Here is a 22,722-nt window from a genome sequence, read left to right as displayed (position 1 = left end):
ACAGCGGGCACACGTCCGACGCAGATCGCGCCGGACGCGTGGCTTGCTCACGGTCGAATCAGCTCGACGATGTCATTGACCTTGGGCTTTCCGGAGATCACTTCAGCCTCTGCGTAGTGGTCGTCGAACAGCCCGGTGATGCGCACCTGACCGACGGCTTCCCGGCGAAAGCGCGGCCCGATATCCCGGGGACCGCGGTTACGGCGCTTGTGCCGGATCACATCCAGCACCTGGTCGACCTGGGCTCCGTCGGCCTTGCCGACGCAGACCACCAGTGTGTCGTCCTGCGTCTCCAGAACCTGGCCGCGCATCAACACGTTGTGGCGGAACCCGCCTTCGCTCGCGGAAGCAGCCCCCGGCAGTGCGAAGGAGAAGGCAAAGGCGCCCGCCAGCGCCAGCGCGGCGAACCAGCGATTGGGATTGGTGCGTGGGCCAGCAAAACAGGCGGCATGTGTGACGTTGTTCATTGTGTGGACTCCTTGAATGGATGTGAGGCGAAACAGCGAGACTGCGAGAGCACAAAGGGATGGAACACGACGGTCGGCCTTCATCGGACTTCCCCCGCCGATCGGACAGGACCGCGCCGGCGTCGCGGTATGAAGGCCGGCACCTCCTGCATGTAGCTCACGTAGTCCTCGCCGAAGCGGCTCAGGCAATCTCTCTCCTCACGACGCGCGAGGCGGGCATAGGCCCACACCAGCACCGGATAGCTGGCGAGCGTGAGCAGCGTGGGCCACTGCAGGAGGAAACCAGTCAGTACGAGTACGAAGGCGACGTACTGCGGGTGACGCATGCGTGCATACACGCCCTCCCGGGCAAGCCGACCCTCACGCTGTGCCCGATACAGCACGGGCCAGGCTGCCGACAGGAGCCAGAACCCGCCGCCGATCAGGATGAAACTCGCCAGGTGGAATGGACCGAAATGCGGATTGGCGCGCCAGCCGAACCACATCTCCAGCAGATGGCCGGCGTCGTGGCTGAGCCAGTTGACCTGCGGATAGTTGGCGCTGAGCCACCCGCCCAAGACGTACAGCGTCAGCGGGAAGCCATACATTTCCGCGAACAGGGCCACGACGAAGGCGGAGAACATACCGAACCCACGCCAGTCCCAACGGGTCAGCGGTTTGTAGAAGCTCCAGGCGAAGAAGATGAAGAACGCGGCGTTGATGGCGGCGAGGAGCCAAAGACCGTAGCCGGAGTCAGGTGCGTGCATGTCGGTGTCCTTCGTTCGAGGTGTCGGACGTTTCGTCGTTCCATGCCCGGTTCCGACGGCTCTGATGGTGGCCATGGGGTGGGTCGTCGGCATTGCCGTCGCGCCCATGACTTCCGTCGCCTCCATGACCGCCATGCCCTTTGTGCATGAACACATGCATCAAGGGACACAGCAGCAAGATGGCCAGCGGCAGCCAGCGGAGCGTCCCCGCAAGGTGGGCGCGGTGCTCGACGCCGAGATAGAACAGGGCCAGCGCCAGGAAGATCCAGAAGACCCAACGTCGGGACCCTGAGGTGGCAGGACCAGGAACAGTCATGGCAAGTTCTCCTGAGTGGGGCGGCGTCCAGGGAGTCGCCCCGGGGTGGACCTGACGAATCCGCCGCCCTCAGCGGCTGCAACGGATTCGATCAATGCGCAGACATCGTCGCCAGTCGGGATGGAGTCCGGCAGCGAAGTCCAGGCGTGGACGGCATGCTCCATCCGCCCGTGCATGGCCAGCAGGTTGTCCAGTTGCTGGCGGGTGTCTTCGAGTCTGCGTCGGATGATGTCGCGCACCAGCGGGCAGGGACTCCTTCGCAGAACACTGTGGCGGACGATTTCCTCGATCTCCGCCAGCGTGAAGCCGAGCTGTTGGGCGGTGCGAATGAAGCGCAGGCGCTGGAGCTCCGAAGCCGAGAACAGCTGGTAGCCGTTCTCGGTGTGCCTCGCCGCCTGCAGCAGGCCGCGCCGCAGGTAGTTGCGCACCACATGCACCGTGACATCGCCCTGCCGTGCCAGCTGGCGGACCGTCATCAGCGGCAGCGTCACTTCTTCCTTGGTCGTCATCGGCTTGCTCCCGGCGAGGTGTTGATCAGGCTAGACCTGTGTCTCGCACACAGGTCAACCGGCCTTGCGGTGGGCGAAGCCAGTAACGCGCGAATTGGCCGTAGACGGACGGATGTTCGCGGCCACAGTTGCATGAACCGTCGGTCCCTGCCTGCGTTGAACGGCCCCATCACTACTTCTCCTTGGGTAGTGCGGAGGAGGGGTGCGGCTTCCTGGCCAGCTGCCGCTGCTTGATCAGCGAGTACAGCGCCGGGATCACGACCAGGGTGAGGATGGTCGAAGACACCATGCCACCTACCATCGGCGCAGCGATTCGGCGCATGACTTCCGAGCCAGTACCGCTGCTCCACATGATGGGCAGCAGGCCCGCCATGATCGCGACCACGGTCATCATCTTCGGGCGCACGCGGTCGACCGCGCCTTCGATGATGGCCTCGCGCAGGTCCCGTGAATCCAGTGCCCGGCCTTCGGCCTGCCTCTGCGCGGCACGCGCTTCAAGTGCGTGGTCGAGGTAGATCAGCATCACCACGCCGGTTTCCGCGGCGACGCCGGCCAGCGCGATGAAGCCCACGATCACCGCGACGCTGGTGTTGTAGTCGAGCATCCACATCAGCCAGATGCCACCGACCAGTGCGAAGGGCACCGACAGCATCACGATCAGCGACTCGGTGACACGGCGGAAGTTGAGGTACAGCAGCAGGAAAATCAGCGCCAGCGTCACCGGAACGACGACACGCATCTTCTCCGCGGCACGTTGCATGTATTCGTACTGTCCACTCCAGGTCACGTAGTAGCCAGGCGGGAACTGCACCTGCTCGGTGACCGCTTCCTGCGCAGCCTTCACGTAGCGGCCGAGATCGCTCTCTCGGGTGTCGACGTAGATGTACGCCGCCAGCATCGCGTTCTCGGTGCGGATGCTCGGCGCACCCTTCCTGACCTCAATCCGCGCCAGTTCGCCCAGCGGCACCTGGGCGCCGCCGGGCACCGGCACCAGGACTTGGCTGCCTATCCGGTGCGGATCGTCGCGGAGTTCGCGGGGATAGCGCACGATCGCGCTGAAGCGCTCACGGCCCTGGAGGATGGTGGTGACGATCTCGCCGCCGAGCGCGGCCGCCACCACGTCCTGCACCTCGCCCAGGGTTACGCCGTACTGCGCCAGGCGGCCCAGGTCGGGGGTGATGTCGAGGTAGTAGGCGCCGGTCAGGCGCTCGGCGAACGCGCTGGTCGTCCCCGGCACTTCGCGCACCACGGCTTCGATCTCGGTGGCCAGCGCGTCGAGTTGCTCAAGGTCCGTGCCGAAGAGTTTGATGCCCACGGGCGTGCGGATGCCGGTGGCCAGCATGTCGGTGCGCGCCTTGATCGGCATCGTCCAGGAGTTGGCGACGCCCGGGAACTTCAGCGCCGCGTCCATCTCGGCGATGAGCTTGTCGGTGGTCATGCCGTCCCGCCATTCGTCCTCGGGCTTGAGGTTGATGACGGTCTCGAACATCTCCAGCGGTGCGGGATCGGTGGCCGTCAGGGCACGGCCCGCCTTGCCGAACACCGACTCCACTTCCGGGAAGCCCTTGATGATCCGGTCCTGCTGCTGCAGCAGCTCCGAGGCCTTGGTCACCGACATGCCCGGAAGCGACGCGGGCATGTACAGCAGCGTGCCTTCGTTGAGGGTTGGCATGAACTCGCTGCCCAGCCGCGATGCAGGCCACAGGCTTGCAAACAGGGCGACCAACGCAAACATGATTGTGGCCATGCGATGCCGCAGAACGACGTTGATCACCGGCCGATAGGCCGCAACCAGGAACCGGTTCACCGGATTCTTGTGCTCGGGCACGATCTTGCCGCGCACGAACAGCAGCATGAGTACCGGTACCAGCGTGATCGACAACAGCGCGCCACCGGCCATCGCGAAGGTCTTGGTGAAGGCCAGCGGCTTGAACAGGCGACCTTCCTGAGCCTCCAGGGCGAACACGGGCAGGAACGAGACGGTGATGATCATCAGGCTGAAGAACAGCGCCGGCCCGACCTCGCGACAGGCATCGATGATCAGCTGGGTCCGGCTGCGGGAGCCGTCGGAGCGCTCGATGTGCTTGTGCGCGTTCTCGATCATCACGATCGCCGCGTCGACCATCACGCCAATCGAGATCGCGATGCCGCCCAGGCTCATGATGTTGGAGTTCATGCCCAGCATGCGCATCGCGATCACCGCGATCAGCACGCCGACGGGCAGCATGACGATCGCGACCAGCGCGCTGCGCGCATGGAACAGGAATACCAGGCACACCAGTGCGACGATCAGGCTCTCCTCGAGCAGCGTCGTGCGTAGCGTCTTGATCGCGCGCACGATGAGATCGGAGCGGTCGTAGACCGCCTGGACGCTGACGCCCTCGGGGAGTCCACTCGCAAGCTGGGCGATCTTTTCCTTCACCCCCCCGATCACGGCCAGGGCGTTTTCGCCGAAGCGCGCAATGGCGATCCCGCCCACGACGTCGCCTTCGCCGTCCAGGTCGGCGATGCCACGGCGCTCATCGGGTACCAGTTCGACCCGGGCGACGTCGCCGATCAGCACCGGTGCGCCCCCTTCGGCGCGCAGAACCAGGCTCTCGATATCCTCGATACCGCGCAGGTAGCCGCGGCCCCGCACCATGTACTCGGTCTCGGCCATCTCGATCACGCGGCCGCCGACGTCGCGGTTGCTCTCGGCGATCACCTCGGACACCCGTGAAATCGGGATGTCGAACTCGCGCAGCCGGAGCGGATCAACGGTGATCGAGTACTGGCGCACGAAACCGCCGACGCTGGCGACCTCGGCCACGCCGGGCGCGGTGGTGAGCTGGTAACGCAGGTACCAGTCCTGCATCGCGCGCAGCTCGTCCAGCGAGTGGCGGTCGCTCTGCAGCACGTACTGGTAGACCCAGCCCACGCCGGACGCGTCGGGTCCCAGTGCCGGTGCCACGCCAGCCGGCAGGTTTTTCGATGCGACGTTGAGGTTCTCGAGCACGCGCGAGCGCGCCCAGTACAGGTCCGTGCCTTCTTCGAAGATGACGTAGATGAAGGAGGCGCCGAAGAACGAGAAGCCGCGGACGTCCTTCGACTTCGGCGTCGCGAGCAGGGCGCTGGTCAGCGGATAGGTGACCTGGTCCTCGACCACCTGGGGCGCCTGCCCCGGGTACTCCGTGAACACGATCACCTGCACGTCCGACAGATCCGGTTGTGCGTCCAGCGGCGTCTTCATCAGTGCGTAGATGCCACCGGCGACAATCGCCAGCGCCATCAGCAGCACCAGGAAGACGTTGCGCACCGACCATTCAACGAGACGGCCAAGCATGTCAGTGCCCCTCGTGGCTGGTGGCGGGAGCAGGTGTGCCGTGGTCGTTCATCGTTCCATGGTCGCCATGGCTGTCATGGCCGTCGGACGCGCCAGGATCGCTGGCGGCAGCCGGTGGATCTCCCGATGTCGCCGGTATGGCATGGCCTGCGTGGGGATCAGCGACCTCGTCAACATGACCTGCGTGCGGATCGACGGCGTCCTCACCGTGCCCGGCGTGTGGATCCTCAGTGGTGCCCGAAGGCGCGCCGTGTCCTGCATGACCCTCAAGCCCCTGGAGTGCCGACTGCAGGTTGCTTTCGGCGTCGATCAGGAAGTTGGCGGAGACCACGACCTGTTCGCCTTCGGCGATCCCGTCGAGCACTTCGATGCGATCGCCGCCACGGCGACCCAGGGTGACGTCGCGCGGTGCGAACCGGCCGGGGCCGGTCTCGACCAGCACCACCTGGCGCGTGCCGCTGTCGAGCACGGCCGAGCGCGGAACGGTCAGGACCGGTCCAGCACCCGGCTCCTCCAGCACCACCGTCCCGTAGAGCCCCGGCCGGAGGTCGCCGTCGGGGTTGGGCAGGGCGATGCGCACATCCACGGTGCGCGTCATCGCATCGATGACGGGCTGCACGAAGGTGACCGCGCCCTCGGCCACCTGGCCCGGCAGGGCCACGGTTTCAAAGCGTGCGGGCTGGCCGGGCTGGATGCCCGCGGCCTGCGCCGCCGGGACCTTCGCGATCACCCACACCGTCGACAGGTCCGCCAGGCGCAGGATGGTTTCGCCGGGCTCGAAGCGTGCGCCCTGGACCACCGGCTTCTCGATCACGACCCCGTCCGCGGGCGCGGTGAGCACCAGCCCCGTCTTGCCGAGTTGCGCGTCGCTGATTTCCCAGTTGCGCAGGCGGGTGCGTGCGGCATCGCGCAGGCGGGTCATCGATGCCGCGCTCGCGGGATCGGACCCGGCCAACCTGCGGGCGGTCTCGTCGGCCAGCCGGTATTCCTGCTGCGCCGCCGCCAACTGTGGGCTGTAGACGGAGAGCAGCGGCTGCCCGGCGCGGACGCGCATGCCGGTCTGGTTCGCGTACAGCCGCTCCACCCAGCCTTCAAAGCGGGGCGCGATCGCGTACTGCCGGGTCTCGTCGACCTCGACCGTGCCGCTGGTGCGCACGGTGGCGGACATGGCTCCTCGCTTGACCGCCTCGGTGCGCACGCCCAGCGCCTGCACCTTGTCCGGGGGCAGCACCACCGTACCCGGCGCCGCCGGCGGGGCGTCGTCGGCATAGACCGGGACGTAGTCCATGCCCATCGAATCCTTCTTCGGCACCGGCGACGTGTCCGCCAGGCCCATCGGATTGCGGTAATAGAGCACCTTGCGTTCCGCGGCCGCTGCCTCGGCGGACGTGGCTGCGGTGGGCGAATCGTTCGTGGCGCGGCCCGCCATCCAGCCGACGGCGAGTGCGGCGAGTGCGACGCCGATGGCGAGCGACAGGGTCTGGACACGGGTCATCGGATCTCTCCTTCGATGGCGCGCACGGCGGCGGCGCCCAACAGTTCGTCACGCAGTGCATCGACCCGTGCGAGGTCGGCGCCCTGCCATTCATTGAGTGCTTCCAGCAGCGTCCCGAAGTCGACTTCGCCGACCTGGTAGCTGGCCAGCGCGGACTGCCAGGTGGCGTCGGCCTGCGGCAGCAGCGTGTTCTCGATCAGCGCGCGGCGCTCGCGTGCGCTGGTCCACTGCGACCAGGCGGAGGCGCCGCTTTCCTCGACGGCCCGCAACGTGGCATCTCTGCGGGCCAGCGCCGCGTCTTCGAGCAGGCGCGACTCGCGCTCGCGTTCGCGGCGGGCGCGCTGCTGGAACGGGATCTCGACCTCGAGCATCAGCTCGGTGCTTTCGATGCCGTTGCCGTACTGCATCGCACCCACGCCCACGGTGATGTCGGGAAAGCGGTTGCGACGCTGCAGTACCACGTTCGTGCGCGCGGCCTCGGCGCGGGCCTGCTGCGAGCGCACCGCGGGGTGCGCATTTGCGTCATCCAGTGCCTCGGTGAGCGAGGCGCTGTGGACGACGAGGCGCGGCGCCTCATCGGGAGTCGCCAGCGGTGCATCGGAACGGCGTCCCAGCACCGCGTTCAAGGTGGCGGCCGCCTCCTGCTTGGTCGCGAGGCGTTCGATCCGCTCGCGCTGTAGGCTGGTCTGCTCGACCTGGGCGCGGATGGCATCCTGCTGCGCCGCGCGACCCAAGGCGTAGCGCACGCCGGCTATTTCCTCGACCTGCCGGAGCAGGGCGATGCGGCGGTCGAGCACGGCCACGGCCTGATCGGCATGCCAGTAGCGCACGTACGCCGCTTCAGCCTCTGCCAGCAGGTCGCGCGCCGCGGTGATGCGGTCAAGCCCGACCGCGACCGCGTCCTGGCTGGCCGCGGTCCGCGCCAGACCACGCTTGCCCCAGAGCGGGAAGCGCTGACGCAGCGCGTAGTTCACCTCGCGCTCGGCACCGGCGGTGCGCCAGGGCTTGTCCGGATCGAGGCCGCGGAATCCAACCGAGGCCATCGGATCGGGCAGGGCACCTGCGGGAAGGATCCTCGCTTCGGCGGCCTGGGTTTCGAAGTCCATGGCCCGCAGCTCGGGGTTGTGTTCCAGAACCCAGGTGCGGATCGACTCGAGGCTGTGCCCCGGGATGGGTTCGGTGGCGGTCGCGGGCAGCGCCAGCGTCCACAAGCCGCCGGCGAACACGCAGGCAAGCAGGTGCCGGAGCAGTGGCCGACGGCGGAACAGCGGGTAAGGGTGCAGGCGCCTGGCCTGCATCGGGTCGAACAGGGATGCCATATCAGTGTCCTTGGGCCGACGCGACGCAGGTCGCTCGGACGAGGCAGAACACATGCCGTGACGCGCACGGCACGAACGCACAGCACTGCGCCGCACAGAGGCGTGCGGAGCAGTCAGCGTTCGGGCATCAGATCAGCAGGAGAGCCGCTGGATGGGCGGTGGGGCGGTGCCAGGCGGGCCTGGGGGGCGATTCCACCCAGCTGGGCGTGACCCCTGGGCCGGCATCGGCGACCTCGGCCACGACGAACCAGGAGACCCACGCTCCGACAAACAGCGGCGGGACCGGTGGGATGCGCCCACTGTCGGCCGAAATACCCCCCTCGCTGCAGTGCGCGGCACACACCGCCCTGTCCGCCGAGGGAAGCTCCGCGTCGCAGCCGTGGCCGTGGTCGTGGGGGGTATCCGCGCCGGCCGCGACTGCGGCGGCGGGTGTGCCCGGAAGACCCAGGCAGCCGCCATGGCTGGCCAGCGCGAACTGGGACCAGAGCAATGCCGCCATCGCGAGGAGGACGGTGCGCTGGAACCAGCTACGGTGACGACGGCGGATCATGGCTTGAGGTTACCTTTTGCTCGGTCAGATGCAACTGATCCAGATCAATCCGGGGCCAGACCGGAGGTATGGTCCGGCGCGGTCGCCCTTGGTGGTGTCGGAACTGCCGCCGTCTTGGCCAGGCGAAGCGCGTTGGCGACCACCGACACCGAGCTCAAGCTCATCGCAAGCGCCGCGACCATCGGACTCAGCAGGATCCCGAACGCGGGGTACAGCACCCCGGCCGCGATTGGAACCCCCAGCGCGTTGTAGAGAAACGCGAAAGTGAGGTTCTGCTTCATGTTGGCCACCGTGGCCTGCGAGATCTTGCGGGCGCGCAGGATGCCGCGCAGGTCGCCCTTGACCAGGGTGATCTGGGCGCTGGACATTGCGACATCGGTGCCCGTGCCCATGGCGATGCCGACGTCGGACGCGGCGAGGGCTGGCGCGTCGTTGATGCCGTCGCCCGCCATCGCCACCCGCCGTCCTTCGCGCTTGAGGCGCTGCACCAGCTCGGCCTTGTCCTCGGGACGGACCTCGCCATGCACTTCGTCCAGGCCGAGTTCGGCGGCCACGGCGCGTGCGGTGGTGAGCCCGTCGCCAGTGGCCATGATGATGCGCAGCCCGGCGGCCTGCAGCTCGTTGATGGCAACCGCAGCCGACGCCTTGATCGGGTCGGCGACCGCGACAAGGCCCGCGAGGCGCCCGTCCACGGCGAGGAACATGGCGCTTGAACCCTCGCGACGCATCCGCTCGGCCACGTCGACATGCGCGCCGGGATTGCCGCCTAGATCCTCCATCAATGCGGTATTGCCCAAGGCGAGCGCATGACCGGCTACGGTTCCGCGCACCCCCATGCCGGTGACCGAATCGAAGTCCTCCACGCGGTCGAACTCGAAGTTCCGGCGCCGGGCCTCGGCGACGATGGCGTCGGCCAGCGGATGCTCGCTGCCTTGGTCCAGGCTGGCCGCGAGATGCAGCACCCGGTCGGCGTCGAAGCCGTCGAAGGACACGACTTCCTTGAACGCCGGGCGTCCTTCGGTGAGCGTGCCGGTCTTGTCGACGATCAGGGTGTCGATGCGGCGCATGTGTTCGATCGCCTCGGCATCGCGGAACAGCACTCCGACCTGCGCCGCTTTGCCCGTGGCGACCATGATCGACATCGGCGTCGCCAGGCCCAGCGCGCAGGGGCAGGCGATGATCAGCACCGAGACCGCGTTTAGCACCGCGTAGGTCCAGGACGGGTCCGGGCCGAAGAAGCCCCAGATGAAGAAGGTCGCCACCGAGATCGCCAGCACCGCGAGCACGAACCAGTAGGCGACGGTGTCGGCCATCCGCTGCATCGGTGCGCGCGAGCGCTGCGCCTGCGCGACCAGCTGCACGATCTGCGAGAGCACGGTATCGGAACCCACCTTGGCGGCGCGGATCACCAGCGCACCTGTGCCGTTCTGCGTCGCGCCGATGACCTGGTCGCCCGCGGTCTTCTCGACCGGGATCGGCTCGCCGGTGAGCATCGACTCGTCGACGCTGGAGCGCCCTTCCACCACTTCACCATCCACCGGCACCTTCTCACCGGGCCGCACGCGAAGCTGGTCGCCGACGTGCACGTGGGTCAGCGGGATGTCTTCCTCGGTGCCATCGGCATTGAGCCGTCGGGCTTCCTTCGGCGCCAGCCCAAGCAGGCCCTTGATCGCCGCGGATGTCTTCGAACGCGCCCGCAGCTCCAGCATCTGGCCGAGCAGGGTCAGCGACACGATCACCGCCGCCGCTTCGTAGTACACGCCGACGCGCCCGTGCTCGTTGAACGAGGCCGGGAACAACCCAGGTGCCAGGGTGGCGGCCAAGCTGTAGCCAAAGGCCGCTGCTACGCCGATCCCGATGAGCGTGAACATGTTGGGATGGAGGTTGCGGATCGACTGCACGCAGCGTTCGAAGAACGGCCAGCCGGCCCACAGTACGACTGGGGTGGTCAGCAACAGTTCGACCCAGGTCTGCACGTGGATGGACAGCGGCAGGATCTGCACGCCGCCTAGTTCGAGGCTCGGGAGATGCCGGCCGAACATGGCCAGCACGAGCGTCGCCACCGTCAGCGGAAGCGTCCACCAGAACCGGCGGCTGAAGTCGACGAGCTCCGGGTTCGCCTCGTCGTCAAGCCCGGGCATCTCCGGTTCCAGAGCCATGCCGCAGAGCGGGCAGGTACCGGGATGGTCCTGGCGGACTTCGGGGTGCATCGGGCAGGTGTAGATGGCGCCGGCCGGTGCCACCTCGGGCTCATCCTGGGGCGTCAGGTAGCGATCAGGGTCGGCCACAAACTTCGCGCGGCATCGCTCCGAGCAGAAGTGGAAAGGAGTGCCGGCGTGGATCGCATGATGCGCCGTGCTGGCAGGATCCACCTGCATGCCACAGACCGGATCGGTCACCTGTCCCCCGACGGCATCTGCAGCTGTTGCGTCTTTAGGGGAGGAATGGTGCTGGGAGGACGGTGCGGTCATAACGGTGCTCGTTGAGTTGAATGGGCTGCCAAGGAAGTTTGTCACAGGAGTTTTACAGCTGAATGGGGCTCTGGCGTAGGTCAGTAGGTCAGGGACGAATAAATTCGCACGGTGTCCTCTCGGCCGGTGAGCAACCAAGGTCAAGACCGTCTCTAGCGGCGCCCGTATCTGCCGGAACGGCGCAAGTCTCGCAGTTGCCCTGGCCTGTCCCCAGAGAAAGGGGGCCTGCAACATCCATCGCGAAACTGGCGCCGAACGTAAGGCATCACCGGGAAACTTCAGCCAAGTTTGGTATCGGTGTCGTCAGCCCTCTGACGATCTGGTCTGAGGGAACGTAAACCAGCATGCCGGCTACGTGGCTCAGGCCAGTGGCCTATTTAGTGCGAGGTCGTTTCGGTGCTGCGGCTGCTCTGGGCCTCGAGCCCGGCCTCAGGGCTGGCGTCGCGTAACTGCAGGGGCGGCGCGTCGTCCCTGATGCCCTGTTTGAAACCCTTGACCGCCTCACCGACGTCCTTGCCGGCATTCTTCAGCCGCTTGGTACCGAACACCAGTACCACGATCAACAGCACGACCAGCCAGTGCCAAATACTGAAACTTCCCATGAAAAAATCCCGCCAAAATGAGTGATAACGACGCACGCCTCGACACTAATGCCGCGAGTGGTGCTGAAGAGGCGCTCGATATTTCAACTGCCGCAAAGCAAGCAACTGTTACGCAGGACTGAGCGTCCCGAGCACTGAAACAACAATCAGGATCAAGAGGGCCAAGGCGGACTCAGCCGTAACGCTCTGCCGCAACGCACGCACCTCCTGCGCGGGATCACCGCTGGTCAGCGCCTGTCCCAAGCGCGGCACCAACGTCCATCGGTGCAGCGCGCCCAAGCCCAGCATTCCAGCGAACAGGGCCAGTTTGAACAGCAGCAACTTCCCGTAGGTGGTCAGGAACAGCGCGGAAAACGACCAAGCGGTGAGATCCCCGTAATGCACGATGCCGGACACCATGAGCGCCCCAACGAAAATCGTTCCCAGAGTCGAAAATCCATGCAGCAAGTCATGCGTTGATCGCAGGCGCCCGTTGCCCGAGGCCTGCTTGTCGCGCAGGAGCATCCCCAGAAACATCAGGACCGCTGCGATCCAGCCGCCTGCCGCGAGAAGGTGGACGATGCCTGCACTGAGCCGGGCCACGCCTGCCACGCCCTCACCAGCGGCCGCGTGGCCGTTCCATGCCAGTGAAGCGAGTGCGCCGCCCGCCAGCGTCGCCGCCAGCGGGAAGGCGGACTCCACCTTCCCGTGGCGGCGATGCCATCCGAGCACAAACATCAGGGCGACCAGCAGTGCGCCTCTCGCCATCGCTGCCCGACCCGCGGACGTCTCGAGCAGATACCAGCCAAGCGAATCACGATCAACTTCGGCAATCGCCATTCCCATGATGCCCGCGGTCTTGAAGACGACATCGGCCCCGGTAAGTACGACAGCGACGGCGGCACTCACCAATAGAACGCCCATGAGTGGCCACCCGGCCAAGGCGTCGGCGACTGCCGATCGACGCGAACCGTACCATCCGAACAGTGGGATCCCGAAAAGCACCATGAGAACAAGGTATTCCAGGAATCTCAGTGCATAAGCCGACAAGTCGAACATTCGGATCTCCTCAGCGCACCGTGAAGCTGAAGCTGCCCGTCATGGGGTGGTTGTCGCCTCCAACGGCGCGATACTCCACGCGATACATACCCGCAGCCAGCGGCTTGGGCAGCTTGGCACGCAAGGTCTTGCCATCATTGACGATCTCCGTGGTGAAGTTTTTGATTGGCATCGTGGAATTGCCGTGCACCATCAGCAACTCGAGACGCGACGCCCGCGGCAGCAATGTTTCATTGAACACGAGATCGATTTCGTTTGGAGAAACCACCACGCTATTTGCCGCCGGTGTGGACTGCTGCAGAGCTGCATGGGCGTGGGCGACCTGTAGTGAAAACTGCCCCGCTGCAATGCCGAGGACGAGCGCGAAGGAACGAAAGATATTTGACGACTTCATTTGGATAATCCTCATTGGGAATGTGAAAAAAGCTCGTTTCGTGGAGCCGTGCTGTGGTGCAAGCGTTATGTTTCGGGGTGTGCGCGAGACCAACATTGTTCCGCTTTTGATGTTTCCGGTTTGCTCGTAACGCCGCCCTTTTGCCCTGACGGATCAGTGCTGTGCGAACGGCTCAGTGGTCCCGTCGTGGTGGACCAGCTCGACCGTGTACGGCTGCTGGCGCCCGTCCGGGACCTCCATGCCCGGTGAACCGAGCGGCATTCCCGGCAGCACCAAGCCACGTGCGTCGGGTTTTTCTTCCAGCAGACGCTTGATGTCAGCTGCAGGAACATGGCCTTCGATGACGTATCCCTCGACCTGGGCCGTGTGGCAGGAGCCCTTCGCATACGGGACACCCAGACGTTCCTTGACGGGGCCCAGGTCCTCCATGTCGTGCACATTCACCGCGAACCCGGCTTCGCGCACGTGGTCAATCCACGCGTTGCAGCAGCCGCAGGTCGGGGTCTTGTGGACTGTTATGCGCGGCAATGCCGTAAGCGCTTGGCCTGCTTGCGATCCGGCCTGTCCAGCAGGTGCGGGTGGTGATACTCCAAGGGGTGCAGCGGCTTGGCTGCAGGCGCTTAGGCCTGCCATGGCAAGCGCGGCCCAAGCCAGTCGATTCAATCCGTAAGTGCGCATCTGGAACATTCCTCAGGACCTGGTCTGCGAGGACCAGTGAATGTGGACGATCCGCCAGCCGTCCGCAGTCTGCTTCAGCACCATCGTCTCGGCGCTCTGGACGGTCAGTGGCTTTCCGTTCTTCTGGGCATGCAACTCGCTTTCGGTTCCGACCCATGCGAACTCGCCAGCGGCGCGTGCGCGCCGACGGAGCAACTGTCGATGGGCGTCCTTGAGGAACGCCGCGTCGCTGATGGCGTGGTGGCCCAGATATTCCTCGCGGCTGTGCTCGGCACCACCGGACTCGAGGATGAGGACGTCAGGAGCGAGCAGGGATCCGACCGTTGCCAGGTCTTCGCTGGACAGTGCGGTGTTGAACCGCTCTACCACGGCGACGGCGGCCGTGGCGGCGGCAGGAACATCCACGTTCGCCGCTGCCGCAGTGGTGGGGTGATGTGCATGCGCCTGGGTTGTCTGCGCCATAGCGGGCGACACAACGGCAAATGCCAGTGCGAGGGCAAGGGTGACGGGTGTTACGTTCATGCGTGAACTCCGAAATCAGTGGTGTGTGTGTCGCTGAAGAAACTTCAGCCAGCCTTGCGTACGCTGGCTCAATGCCAGTTCCTGTCAGAACCAGATGCGGACGCCCGCCACAATCCGGGTGTCGTCAACATCGCCTGATGCTGCGCGACGGAGGTCTGCGGTTCCGCCGTAAGCACGCTCCCAGACCACGCCGACATAGGGCGCGAACTGTCGATGGAACTCGTAGCGCAAGCGGAAACCGGCTTCGACCTTGCTCAGCCCACTGCCGATTCCCACCGCCGGATCGTCCTTGCTCCAGGCCTCGCCCTCGACCAGCCACTGGCCGATCAGCCGGTTGGTGAACAGCATTTCGTATTCGGCTTCCGCACCTACCCCGAGCTGACCGGACTCGCCTAGGTAGGCCGTCGCGGAGACTTCGAATTTGTACGGCGCAAGACCGATCACACCGAGCGCGGCATAGGTGCGCGACGGCCCGCCGCCGAAGGCGAAGTCATGGCGGACACCGGCGACTGCGTCCCACCATCGGGCGATCGCTCGGCCGTACAGCACTTCCACATCCGCCGACTCGGTGGATCCACCTGCACGCTCGCCCTCGCTGCGCAGCCAGAGCCGGTTCAAGTCGGAACCCACCCAGCCTTGTGCTTCCCAGGCCATGCCGGTGCCGTCCTCCTCCGCGTCCCACGCCTCTAGCCGGTCAAGCGCCCAGTAGGAATTGATCGATTCACCATGCATCAGGTGCTCGTCGAGGTCCGGGAACGCCGCAGCCCGATCTGTCGGCGTGACAACCGGGATTGGCTCGCGCGGCTCGGCCGTCGGCGGCAGGTCCTCGCTGACACCAGGTTGATGGCCCATGGAAGCGTGATCCATGCCCGAGTGATCCATGCCGGAGTGATCCATTCCGGAGTGATCCATCCCGGAGTGATCCATCCCGGAGTGATCCATCGTGGAGTGGTCCATCGTGGAGTGGTCCATCCCGGTGTGTTCGCTGTCGGCAGGATTCGCAGCTCCGTGCCGCATGTTCCCGTGGTTCATCGTCCCGTGATCGTCGGAACTCTTGTCCGGTGAAGTCGGTAGATGGCCGGCGTGCGGATCCGCGGGCCTTGGCGACGATGGTGACGCAGCCGGCTTGGCTGCCGGATGGTGTGCGGCGTGGTCCGTCTCCTGCGCCCACGCCGGGGCGCAACCAGTTGCAAGAACGAGTACGGACGTCAGGCCGATGGCCAGGGGGTGGCGACTGGAAAGGATCATGGCGTTCATTCCTCCACCCGCACTTCGCGGAACATGCCGGCTTCCATGTGGTAAAGCAGGTGGCAATGGAACGCCCAGCGACCCAGCGCGTCGGCGCGCACGCGAAAGGCCCGCTTCGTACCAGGCGGCATGTCGATGGTGTGCTTGCGCACCATGAAGTTGCCGGACTCGTCCTCGAGGTCGCTCCACATGCCGTGCAGATGGATCGGGTGCGACATCATCGTGTCGTTGACCAAGACGACTCGCATGCGCTCGCCGTACTTCAGACGCAGGGGTTCGGCGTCAGCGAACTTCACTCCATCGAACGACCATGCAAAGCGCTCCATGTGACCGGTCAGGTGCAGCTCGACCGTGCGGCCGGGCGCGCGCCCGTCGGGGTCGGGGAACGTGCTGCGCAGATCGCCGTAGGTCAGTACGCGTCGGCCGTTGTCGCGTAGCCCGATGCCCGGGTCATCCAGCTTGGGCGCGGGCGCCATCGTCTGCATGTCAACGAGCGGATTGCCGGTTTCGCTTGCAGGGTGTTCCTGCATTCCGCCGGCACCGTGATCCATCCCCGCCATGCTCCCGCCGGCTGCCGCGCCTCCGGCCATCGATGACATGTCGTGGCCGCTGTGGTCCATTCCCGCCATGGCACCGCCGGTCATCGCACCGTGTGACATCGAGGACATATCATGACCGCCGCCGCCCATTCCACCGTGTCCCATGTCGTCCATGGTCAGGATCGGCTTGGGATCGAGGTTGGGCACGGGCGCCCGCAAGCCTTCCCTGATGGCGAGTGTTCCGCTGATGTATCCCGTGCGGCCGCTGTCCTGGGCAAAAATGGTGAACGCATCCTGCCCGGTCGGCTCGACAATGACGTCGAACGTTTCAGCGGTGGCGATGCGGAACTCATCGACCGTGACCGGGCGGACGTACTGTCCATCGGCCGCGACCACCGTCATCTTCAGGCCCGGGATGCGCACATCGAAGTACGTCATTGCCGACCCGTTGATGAAACGGAGGCGGACCTTCTCGCCCGACCGGAACAGCCCGGTCCAGTTGCCGAGCGAAGTCGTGCCATTCATCAGGAAGGTGTAGGTGTTGCCATTGACGTCCGACAGGTCAGTTGGCGTCATCCGCATCTGGCCCCACATCTTGCGGTCCTCGACCGTAGCGGCCAGGCCGTGCTGCTTCACGTCGTCGAAGAAGTCGCCGACCGTCTGCTTGGAGAAGTTGTCGAAGTCAGACCGCTTCTTGAGCCTGGCGAACAGGCGCTTCGGATCGAGGTCGGTCCAGTCGCTGAGCATGACCACGTAATCGCGGTCATAGACGAAGGGCTCGGGTTCCAGCGGCTCGATCACCAGTGGCCCGTAGAGACCGGCCTGCTCCTGGAAGCCGGAATGGCTGTGGTACCAGTAGGTGCCGCCCTGCACGACGTTGAAGCGGTACTGGTAGGTCTCGCCACGGTTGATGCCGTTGAAGCTCAGTCCGGGCACGCCGTCCATGTCGGCCGGCAGCAGGATGCCGTGCCAGTGGATCGACGCCTGCTCGCCATGGATCGAGCCGCGGGGCAGGGCATTGCGGACCCGCAGGTTGACGGTGGTGCCTTCCCGCCAGCGCAGCAAGGGTGCGGGAATCGATCCGTTGACTGTGATCGCGGGGCGCGTGGCGCCGGTGAAGTTCATCGGCGTCTCGCCGATGGTCAGGTCGAATTCGGTGCCCGAGAGCACGTTGGGCAGGCCCTCGGCCTTGACGGCCCAGCTGGAACGTGGCCAGAGACCGAGGGCTGCAACGGCGCCGCCGGCGGCAAGGCCTTGCACGAAGAGGCGGCGCGAGGGGGCAGACAGCCCCTCGGCACGGCCGAAAGAACGGGTTGACATGGGAACTCCGGGAAAAGGTCGACGACTCGCGGAGCGAGCCTTACCCTGTCAGGGTTGAGCAGCGGACAGGGTGCATCAGCGCCGGATGGCGCGCAGCGACACTTAGCCGATCGGAGGTCGGAAGAGATTGCTCAGCGAAGCAGAAGCATGCACCGACCGGAATGACTCGGCGAGTTGCGGGTGCCGGAGGGACATATCCGCGGGCGACGACCCAGCGAGTGCCACGAAGCAGTGGTGCATGCACGCACAGCAATCGCCCGCTTCGCAGCAATTGTCAGAAGGTGATGCCGTCTTGGCTTGGTCAGCAACTTGCGGATGATGATCAGCGCGCTCGGTCACCGCCGTTTCGGCGGCCCCGTGGCACGCAGCCACGGCTTCGGCCGCCGTCTGCACTATGGTCACGGGGGTGACGTCGCTCGAGGCGTCGCCCAAGTGCTCCATGTGCATGGACACACCTGCGATGGCCGGACCGTTGGCCAACAAGGCAACGATCAGTAACAGTCGCATCAGGAGCGCGCGGAAAGGCATACGCCCGATTATACGCATGCGTGTAAACACCGGATGAATGCCGTGGTAACGCCTCGGAGGGGGGTGTAGCGGCCTCAGCGTTCAACTCGGCGATTGGCATTGGAACACGCCGCGGATCCGAGGTATCTTCGCGAAATGCGACTCTGGCTACGCCACCGCCCACTCTTGGCCAACGCAGCATTGCTGCTGCTTGCCCTTGCCTTGGTCGTGCAGCCGGTGCTTGCAGCCGTGGGGGAGTTGCACGCCGTTGGGCATGCAACGCATACGGTGAGCACCGACGGTGACGGCCATGCGTCCGACGAGGACGATCCTGCTCATGCATCGGGCGCTCACGCGCTCCTCCATCAGGCGGTTCCCGGGGGCGCTTGTGATGTGCTCCCAACTGCGTCGCCTGGGCCCGTGGTCGGGTGCCTGACAGTTGAGCCCCCGCTCACGGACCCGCAGGCCCGTCCCACGATGCTCCTGACCCTTCCGTTCAGACCTCCGATCGCCTGACGACGCTTCCGGCTGCCACGCGCGGCCGCTCCTGCGTATTCCGTCAACCGAATCGGAGGTTCTCCGTGAATCTGCGTTACTTGCTGGTTCTGGCCTTGGCCGGAACCAGCGGCGTGGCCTTGCAAAGCCATGCTGCCGAACCATTGCGCCTGGAGCAGGCTGTCTCCAGGGCCCTCGACGCCAACCCTTTGCTGGCCGCTGATACGGCAGAACTGCGGGCTGCCGAAGCGCGTTCCGCCCGTGGTGCGTTACCCAAACCCCTGACCGTCAACGGTGAGTTGGGTTCACCCCCGTTTTCACGGACACTTACAAGAAGGCCGATCGAGGCCATGAGGAGTGTTCATGTCAAAGCGTCGCAAGTTCAGTGCCGAGTTCAAGCGTGGCGCGGTGGAGCAAGCCAGTCGGCCCGGTGTCAGCTGCGCCCAGGTAGCCCGTGAGCTGGGCATCCGTGACAGCCTGCTGACCCGCTGGAAGCGGGAGGCGCAGACGGCGGGGAAAGCCGCCTTTGCTGGTACCGGGAGCCCGCGTGACGAGGAGGTTGCCCGGCTCAAACGCGAGTTGGCCCGGATCACCAAGGAGCGGGATTTTTTGCGCGAAGCGGCGACGTTCTTTGCCAAGGGATCATCCTGAGGTATCAGGTGATCGAACGTTGCCGCGATGAGTTTCCGGTTCGTCTGATGTGCCGCTGCCTGCGGGTATCGACCAGTGGCTACTACGACTGGAGCAAACGACTGCCCAGCCCTCGTCAATGCGATAACGAGCGCTTGCTGGGCCGTATCCATGTGCTGCATCAGGACAGCCGGGGCACGCTGGGTGCCGGCCGCATGCAGGAAGATCTGGTCGAGGAAGGGCTGACGGCCAGTCGGAACCGGGTTGCCCGGCTGATGGCGTTGGCAGGCCTTCAAGGCTGGCCGCGCCAGAAACGGCGTGGCCAGCGCGCTCAACCGGCCCTGACACCGCCGGGCGTGCGCAACCTGCTGGAGCGTGATTTCAGCGCCTCGGAGCCGGAAACCAAGTGGGTGACCGACATCACCGAGATCAAGACCCAGCAGGCCAAGCTGTATCTGTGCGTAGTGCTGGACCTGTTTGACCAGCGCATTGTGGGCTGGTCGATGCATCATCGGCAGGACAGGCAGATGGTGATCAGGGCCGTGCAGATGGCGGTTTGGCAGCGTCAGGAGCAGCATCGGCTGATCCTGCACTCCGACCGTGGCAGCCAATTTCGTAGCGGCGATTACCAGGATTACCTGGCCGCCAATGGCCTGCTCTGTTCGATGAGTGCGGTGGGGCATTGTGGTGACAACGCCGCCTGCGAAGGCTTCTTCGGATTGCTCAAACGCGAGCGGATCTATCGCACAACGTATCCCACACTCGATGCCGCCCGGTCCGATGTGTTCGAATATATCGAGCGCCGCCACAACCCCAGGATGCGACGGCGCCGGGTCAAGCAGGACCAGAAGTTTTCAGTCCTTTCCAAACAGTCCGTGATTTCGGGGTAGAACCCAAGCAACCAGTCAAGCACGACTGCGTCGTATAGATTGGTAGCCGCCAGATGTAGGCCCGCCAGACCATCGGCCACTACATCAAGCTGATGACCACGGGACTCGAAGTAGTCCAGAATTTGCGCTGCGTCCTTGAGGTCGCGCTCAATCAATAGAATGCGCATGTCAGGATTGGCGGTAGCCGAGGAGTCTCAGCGCATTGAACACGACCAACAGAGTCGATCCCTCATGCACTGCTACAGCAGGACCAATCCCAAGACCCATGACTGTCGCAGGCACCAACACCGCCACTACGCCCAGGCTCACGTAAACGTTCTGGCGGATCACACTTCGGGTGCGTCGACTAAGCGCCACTGAGAACGCTACCTGCCTCAAGTCTTCGGACATGAGTGCTACGTCGGCCGTCTCCAGAGCAACGTCCGAGGACGCGGCGCCCATCGCGATGCCGACGCTCGCACTCGCCATCGCAGGCGCGTCGTTCACACCATCACCAACCATCGCCACTCGCTCCGTATCCTTGAGCTGGCGGATGGCCTTCACCTTGTCATCGGGCATTAGATTGCCCCAAGCATCGTCTAGGCCCACGTCCGTTGCCACGGCCTGTGCCACTGTCTGATGGTCGCCGGAAATCATGATCATCCGCTGGATGCCCAAGCTTCGCAGCTTGTCCAATGCTTCTCGTGCTTCTGGGCGCGGCGTATCCATAAGGCCAATGACACCGATATCACGGTCACCTAGACGAACTGCCATCGTGGTTCGTCCAACGTTGCGAAGCTCGTCGATGGCCGACTGCGCCTCCGCAGTCAGGGTGCTGATGCCGCCGGTGCCGAACATCTCTGCCTTTCCGATCCAGACGTTTAGGCCATTCACCCTCGCCTGAACCCCGCTTCCAGTGAAGTTAGCGAGATCCGTGGCTACTGGCACGGGAACCTCTCCCAAGCGAGCGTTGCCATCTCGAACAATGGCTGCCGCCAGTGGGTGATCACTCAAGGCCTCTACGGCGACCGCAACCTGCAGCAGTTCCTGCTCTGTAGAGCCTTGCATCACCTTAATGTCGGTGATTCGCGGCTTTCCCTCGGTGAGGGTTCCAGTCTTGTCAAACGCGATGGCGCGAACCATTCCCAGTTCTTCTAGCGGGGCGCCACCCTTGATGAGCACTCCGCCCCGGGCCGCTCTAGCAATACCGGCCAGAACGGCACTTGGTGTGGCAATAGCCAGTGCGCACGGGCTTGCCGCGACCAGTACTGCCATCGCTCGATAGAAGCTATCTCGGAATGGCTCGTCGATCACTACCCACGAGAAAAGCAACAGCACGGCCAGAATCAGAACTGCCGGAACGAACACTCTTTCGAATTTGTCGGTGAAGCGTTGAGTTGGCGACTTTCTGGTCTCGGCCTCACTCACCATCTTGACGACGCGGGCCAAGGCCGACTCCCCTGATCGGCGGGTCACCTCAACTTCCATTGCGCCGGAGCCGTTAATGGTGCCGGCGAAGACGCGGGACTGCATCTCAACGGAGTCCGGACGCACCCGCGCCAGCGCACGATCACCTACCGGCAGCTTATCTACCGGGATGCTCTCACCGGTTACAGGCGCTTGATCAACGCTGCTGGTTCCTTTAACAACGAATCCGTCCGCCGGCATCCGATCATTGGGACGAACAACCACCACGTCTCCAGGTATCAGCGACTCAACCTGGACTTCAGTGACCTTCCCGTCTTTGACAACCCTGGCTGTCTCCGGGGCCAACTTGGCAAGCGCCTCAATCGCTCTCTTTGCGCGGCCCATCGCATAGTGTTCGAGCGCGTGGCCGAGGCTGAAGAGGAACAGAAGCAGTGCGCCCTCTGCCCATGCGCCCAGCGCAGCAGCACCTGCCGCCGCAACAAGCATCAACGTGTCGATCTCAAAGCGCTTTAGCTTGATGTTCTCAATAGCTTCGCGGAGCGTGAACCAACCTCCGAACAGGTAGGCAGCCACGTAAAGAGAAGTAGGGACCCAGTCGTTTGCGAGCAAGCCGAGCTTTTCAATTGCAAAGCCAATCAGGAGGAGCAGGCCACATGCGAGTGAGAACAGTAGCTCACTGTTGGCACCAAGGATTCCACCATGGGAATGAGCATGGTCCTGCCCATCCTTATGATTGTGACCTTCGTGCTGACCTTGCGCGCCTTGGTCGGGGGCGGGGCCGCTCCTTCCCACTCCAAAATCCTCGAGCTTCGCCCTCAGATCAGCTTCTCCTGTCTGGGTCCGGTCGTACTCGATGTTCACCCTTCCAGCAGGGCTGGTGGTCGCTTCAACGACACCGGGTATAGCTTGTAGCTGCCCCGCGATCGTCCTTGCCTTGCGGGCATGCACGGACGAGTCCATCTCCAAGGACAGATGGCCGTATCGCTCACCCAGGCCAATCCCCATAGACGACGCTAGTTCGCGCACGCGCTGAAGTGAGATCAGCTCGGGGTCATAGTGAATGCATAGGGCCTCCGGAGCTCCTGCGCTTACCCCGCGCAGATGCACGCGTGATATACCGGCCATTTCCTCAAGCTCATCGGCCAGTCTCTGTACGCAGTGGTCCTCTTGAGGTACGCCGGGGAGTACGACCGGCAGTTCGACTTCTGTGGTCATGTTCACGTATTGCCTCCAACGTCAAGAGATTGGATCGGGAGG

General features: G+C 64.7%; 19 protein-coding genes. 1 reads left to right on the top strand and 18 read right to left on the bottom strand.

Going from position 1 to position 22,722, the window contains the following annotated elements; genetic code table 11:
* Positions 1–47: 47 nt before the first annotated feature.
* From F0P95_RS01360 to F0P95_RS17775, 17 genes are all read right to left on the bottom strand, one after another.
* On the bottom strand, positions 48–467 hold the full coding sequence (locus F0P95_RS01360) for a hypothetical protein (protein ID WP_024867875.1): 420 nt from the start codon (positions 465–467) through the stop codon (positions 48–50).
* 80 nt (positions 468–547) lie between these two features.
* Positions 548–1,213 carry a methyltransferase family protein gene (locus tag F0P95_RS01355; protein ID WP_024889943.1) on the bottom strand — a complete coding sequence of 222 codons (666 nt, stop codon included), beginning with the start codon at positions 1,211–1,213 and terminating at the stop codon, positions 548–550.
* On the bottom strand, positions 1,200–1,529 hold the full coding sequence (locus F0P95_RS17640; protein ID WP_081759952.1) for a DUF2933 domain-containing protein: 330 nt from the start codon (positions 1,527–1,529) through the stop codon (positions 1,200–1,202). Before F0P95_RS17640 ends, F0P95_RS01355 begins: the two co-directional genes overlap by 14 nt.
* Positions 1,526–2,038, bottom strand: coding sequence for a MerR family transcriptional regulator (locus tag F0P95_RS01345; protein ID WP_198422014.1), 513 nt, complete (start codon positions 2,036–2,038; stop codon positions 1,526–1,528). Before F0P95_RS01345 ends, F0P95_RS17640 begins: the two co-directional genes overlap by 4 nt.
* 172 nt (positions 2,039–2,210) lie before the next feature.
* Positions 2,211–5,360, bottom strand: a complete 3,150-nt coding sequence (locus F0P95_RS01340; protein WP_182335399.1) for an efflux RND transporter permease subunit — start codon at positions 5,358–5,360, stop codon at positions 2,211–2,213.
* A 1-nt stretch (position 5,361) separates the two neighbouring features.
* Positions 5,362–6,855, bottom strand: coding sequence for an efflux RND transporter periplasmic adaptor subunit (locus F0P95_RS01335; protein ID WP_055765270.1), 1,494 nt, complete (start codon positions 6,853–6,855; stop codon positions 5,362–5,364).
* Positions 6,852–8,174, bottom strand: coding sequence for a TolC family protein (locus tag F0P95_RS01330; protein WP_232528724.1), 1,323 nt, complete (start codon positions 8,172–8,174; stop codon positions 6,852–6,854). Before F0P95_RS01330 ends, F0P95_RS01335 begins: the two co-directional genes overlap by 4 nt.
* A 127-nt stretch (positions 8,175–8,301) precedes the next feature.
* A complete protein-coding gene (locus F0P95_RS01325) occupies positions 8,302–8,724 on the bottom strand; it encodes a hypothetical protein (protein WP_182335398.1) in 423 nt (140 codons plus the stop codon).
* 44 nt (positions 8,725–8,768) lie between these two features.
* Positions 8,769–11,102 carry a heavy metal translocating P-type ATPase gene (locus F0P95_RS01320; RefSeq protein WP_198422035.1) on the bottom strand — a complete coding sequence of 778 codons (2,334 nt, stop codon included), beginning with the start codon at positions 11,100–11,102 and terminating at the stop codon, positions 8,769–8,771.
* Between the two features lie 470 nt (positions 11,103–11,572).
* Positions 11,573–11,797, bottom strand: coding sequence for a Sec-independent protein translocase subunit TatA (gene tatA, locus F0P95_RS01315; RefSeq protein ID WP_046272500.1), 225 nt, complete (start codon positions 11,795–11,797; stop codon positions 11,573–11,575).
* 108 nt (positions 11,798–11,905) lie between these two features.
* Positions 11,906–12,835, bottom strand: a complete 930-nt coding sequence (gene copD, locus F0P95_RS01310; protein WP_099475655.1) for a copper homeostasis membrane protein CopD — start codon at positions 12,833–12,835, stop codon at positions 11,906–11,908.
* Positions 12,836–12,845: 10 nt separating this feature from the next.
* Positions 12,846–13,229: a copper homeostasis periplasmic binding protein CopC gene (gene copC, locus F0P95_RS01305; RefSeq protein WP_099475654.1), complete on the bottom strand. Its 384-nt coding sequence runs from the start codon at positions 13,227–13,229 to the stop codon at positions 12,846–12,848.
* 153 nt (positions 13,230–13,382) lie between these two features.
* Complete coding sequence (locus F0P95_RS01300; protein WP_232528986.1) at positions 13,383–13,907, bottom strand: DUF411 domain-containing protein; 525 nt, start codon at positions 13,905–13,907, stop codon at positions 13,383–13,385.
* Between the two features lie 12 nt (positions 13,908–13,919).
* A complete protein-coding gene (locus F0P95_RS01295) occupies positions 13,920–14,429 on the bottom strand; it encodes a YybH family protein (RefSeq protein WP_182335396.1) in 510 nt (169 codons plus the stop codon).
* 84 nt (positions 14,430–14,513) lie between these two features.
* Positions 14,514–15,686, bottom strand: a complete 1,173-nt coding sequence (locus F0P95_RS01290; protein ID WP_232528723.1) for a copper resistance protein B — start codon at positions 15,684–15,686, stop codon at positions 14,514–14,516.
* The gene (locus F0P95_RS01285; RefSeq protein ID WP_182335395.1) at positions 15,683–17,536 is read right to left on the bottom strand and encodes a copper resistance system multicopper oxidase; all 1,854 of its coding nucleotides are present in this window, start codon (positions 17,534–17,536) and stop codon (positions 15,683–15,685) included. The genes F0P95_RS01290 and F0P95_RS01285 overlap by 4 nt, the downstream gene beginning before the upstream one ends.
* Positions 17,537–17,638: 102 nt before the next feature.
* The gene (locus tag F0P95_RS17775) at positions 17,639–18,043 is read right to left on the bottom strand and encodes a CopL family metal-binding regulatory protein (protein WP_182335394.1); all 405 of its coding nucleotides are present in this window, start codon (positions 18,041–18,043) and stop codon (positions 17,639–17,641) included.
* Between the two features lie 858 nt (positions 18,044–18,901).
* Here F0P95_RS17775 and F0P95_RS01275 point away from each other — a divergent pair.
* Positions 18,902–20,058, top strand: a protein-coding gene (locus F0P95_RS01275; protein WP_139349468.1) for an IS3 family transposase whose coding sequence is annotated in 2 segments (ribosomal slippage) — positions 18,902–19,142 and positions 19,142–20,058 — 1,158 coding nt in all. Because the reading frame shifts where the segments join, the coding sequence is not laid out codon by codon here.
* Positions 20,059–20,226: 168 nt separating this feature from the next.
* Here F0P95_RS01275 and F0P95_RS01270 read toward each other — a convergent pair.
* The gene (locus F0P95_RS01270; protein WP_202626336.1) at positions 20,227–22,680 is read right to left on the bottom strand and encodes a heavy metal translocating P-type ATPase; all 2,454 of its coding nucleotides are present in this window, start codon (positions 22,678–22,680) and stop codon (positions 20,227–20,229) included.
* Positions 22,681–22,722 lie beyond the last annotated feature (42 nt).

The organism is Stenotrophomonas acidaminiphila (genome assembly GCF_014109845.1).
Lineage (GTDB): Bacteria > Pseudomonadota > Gammaproteobacteria > Xanthomonadales > Xanthomonadaceae > Stenotrophomonas > Stenotrophomonas acidaminiphila.
Note: the sequence above shows the minus strand (reverse complement) of the source record. Positions and strands in the feature narration are given on the sequence as shown.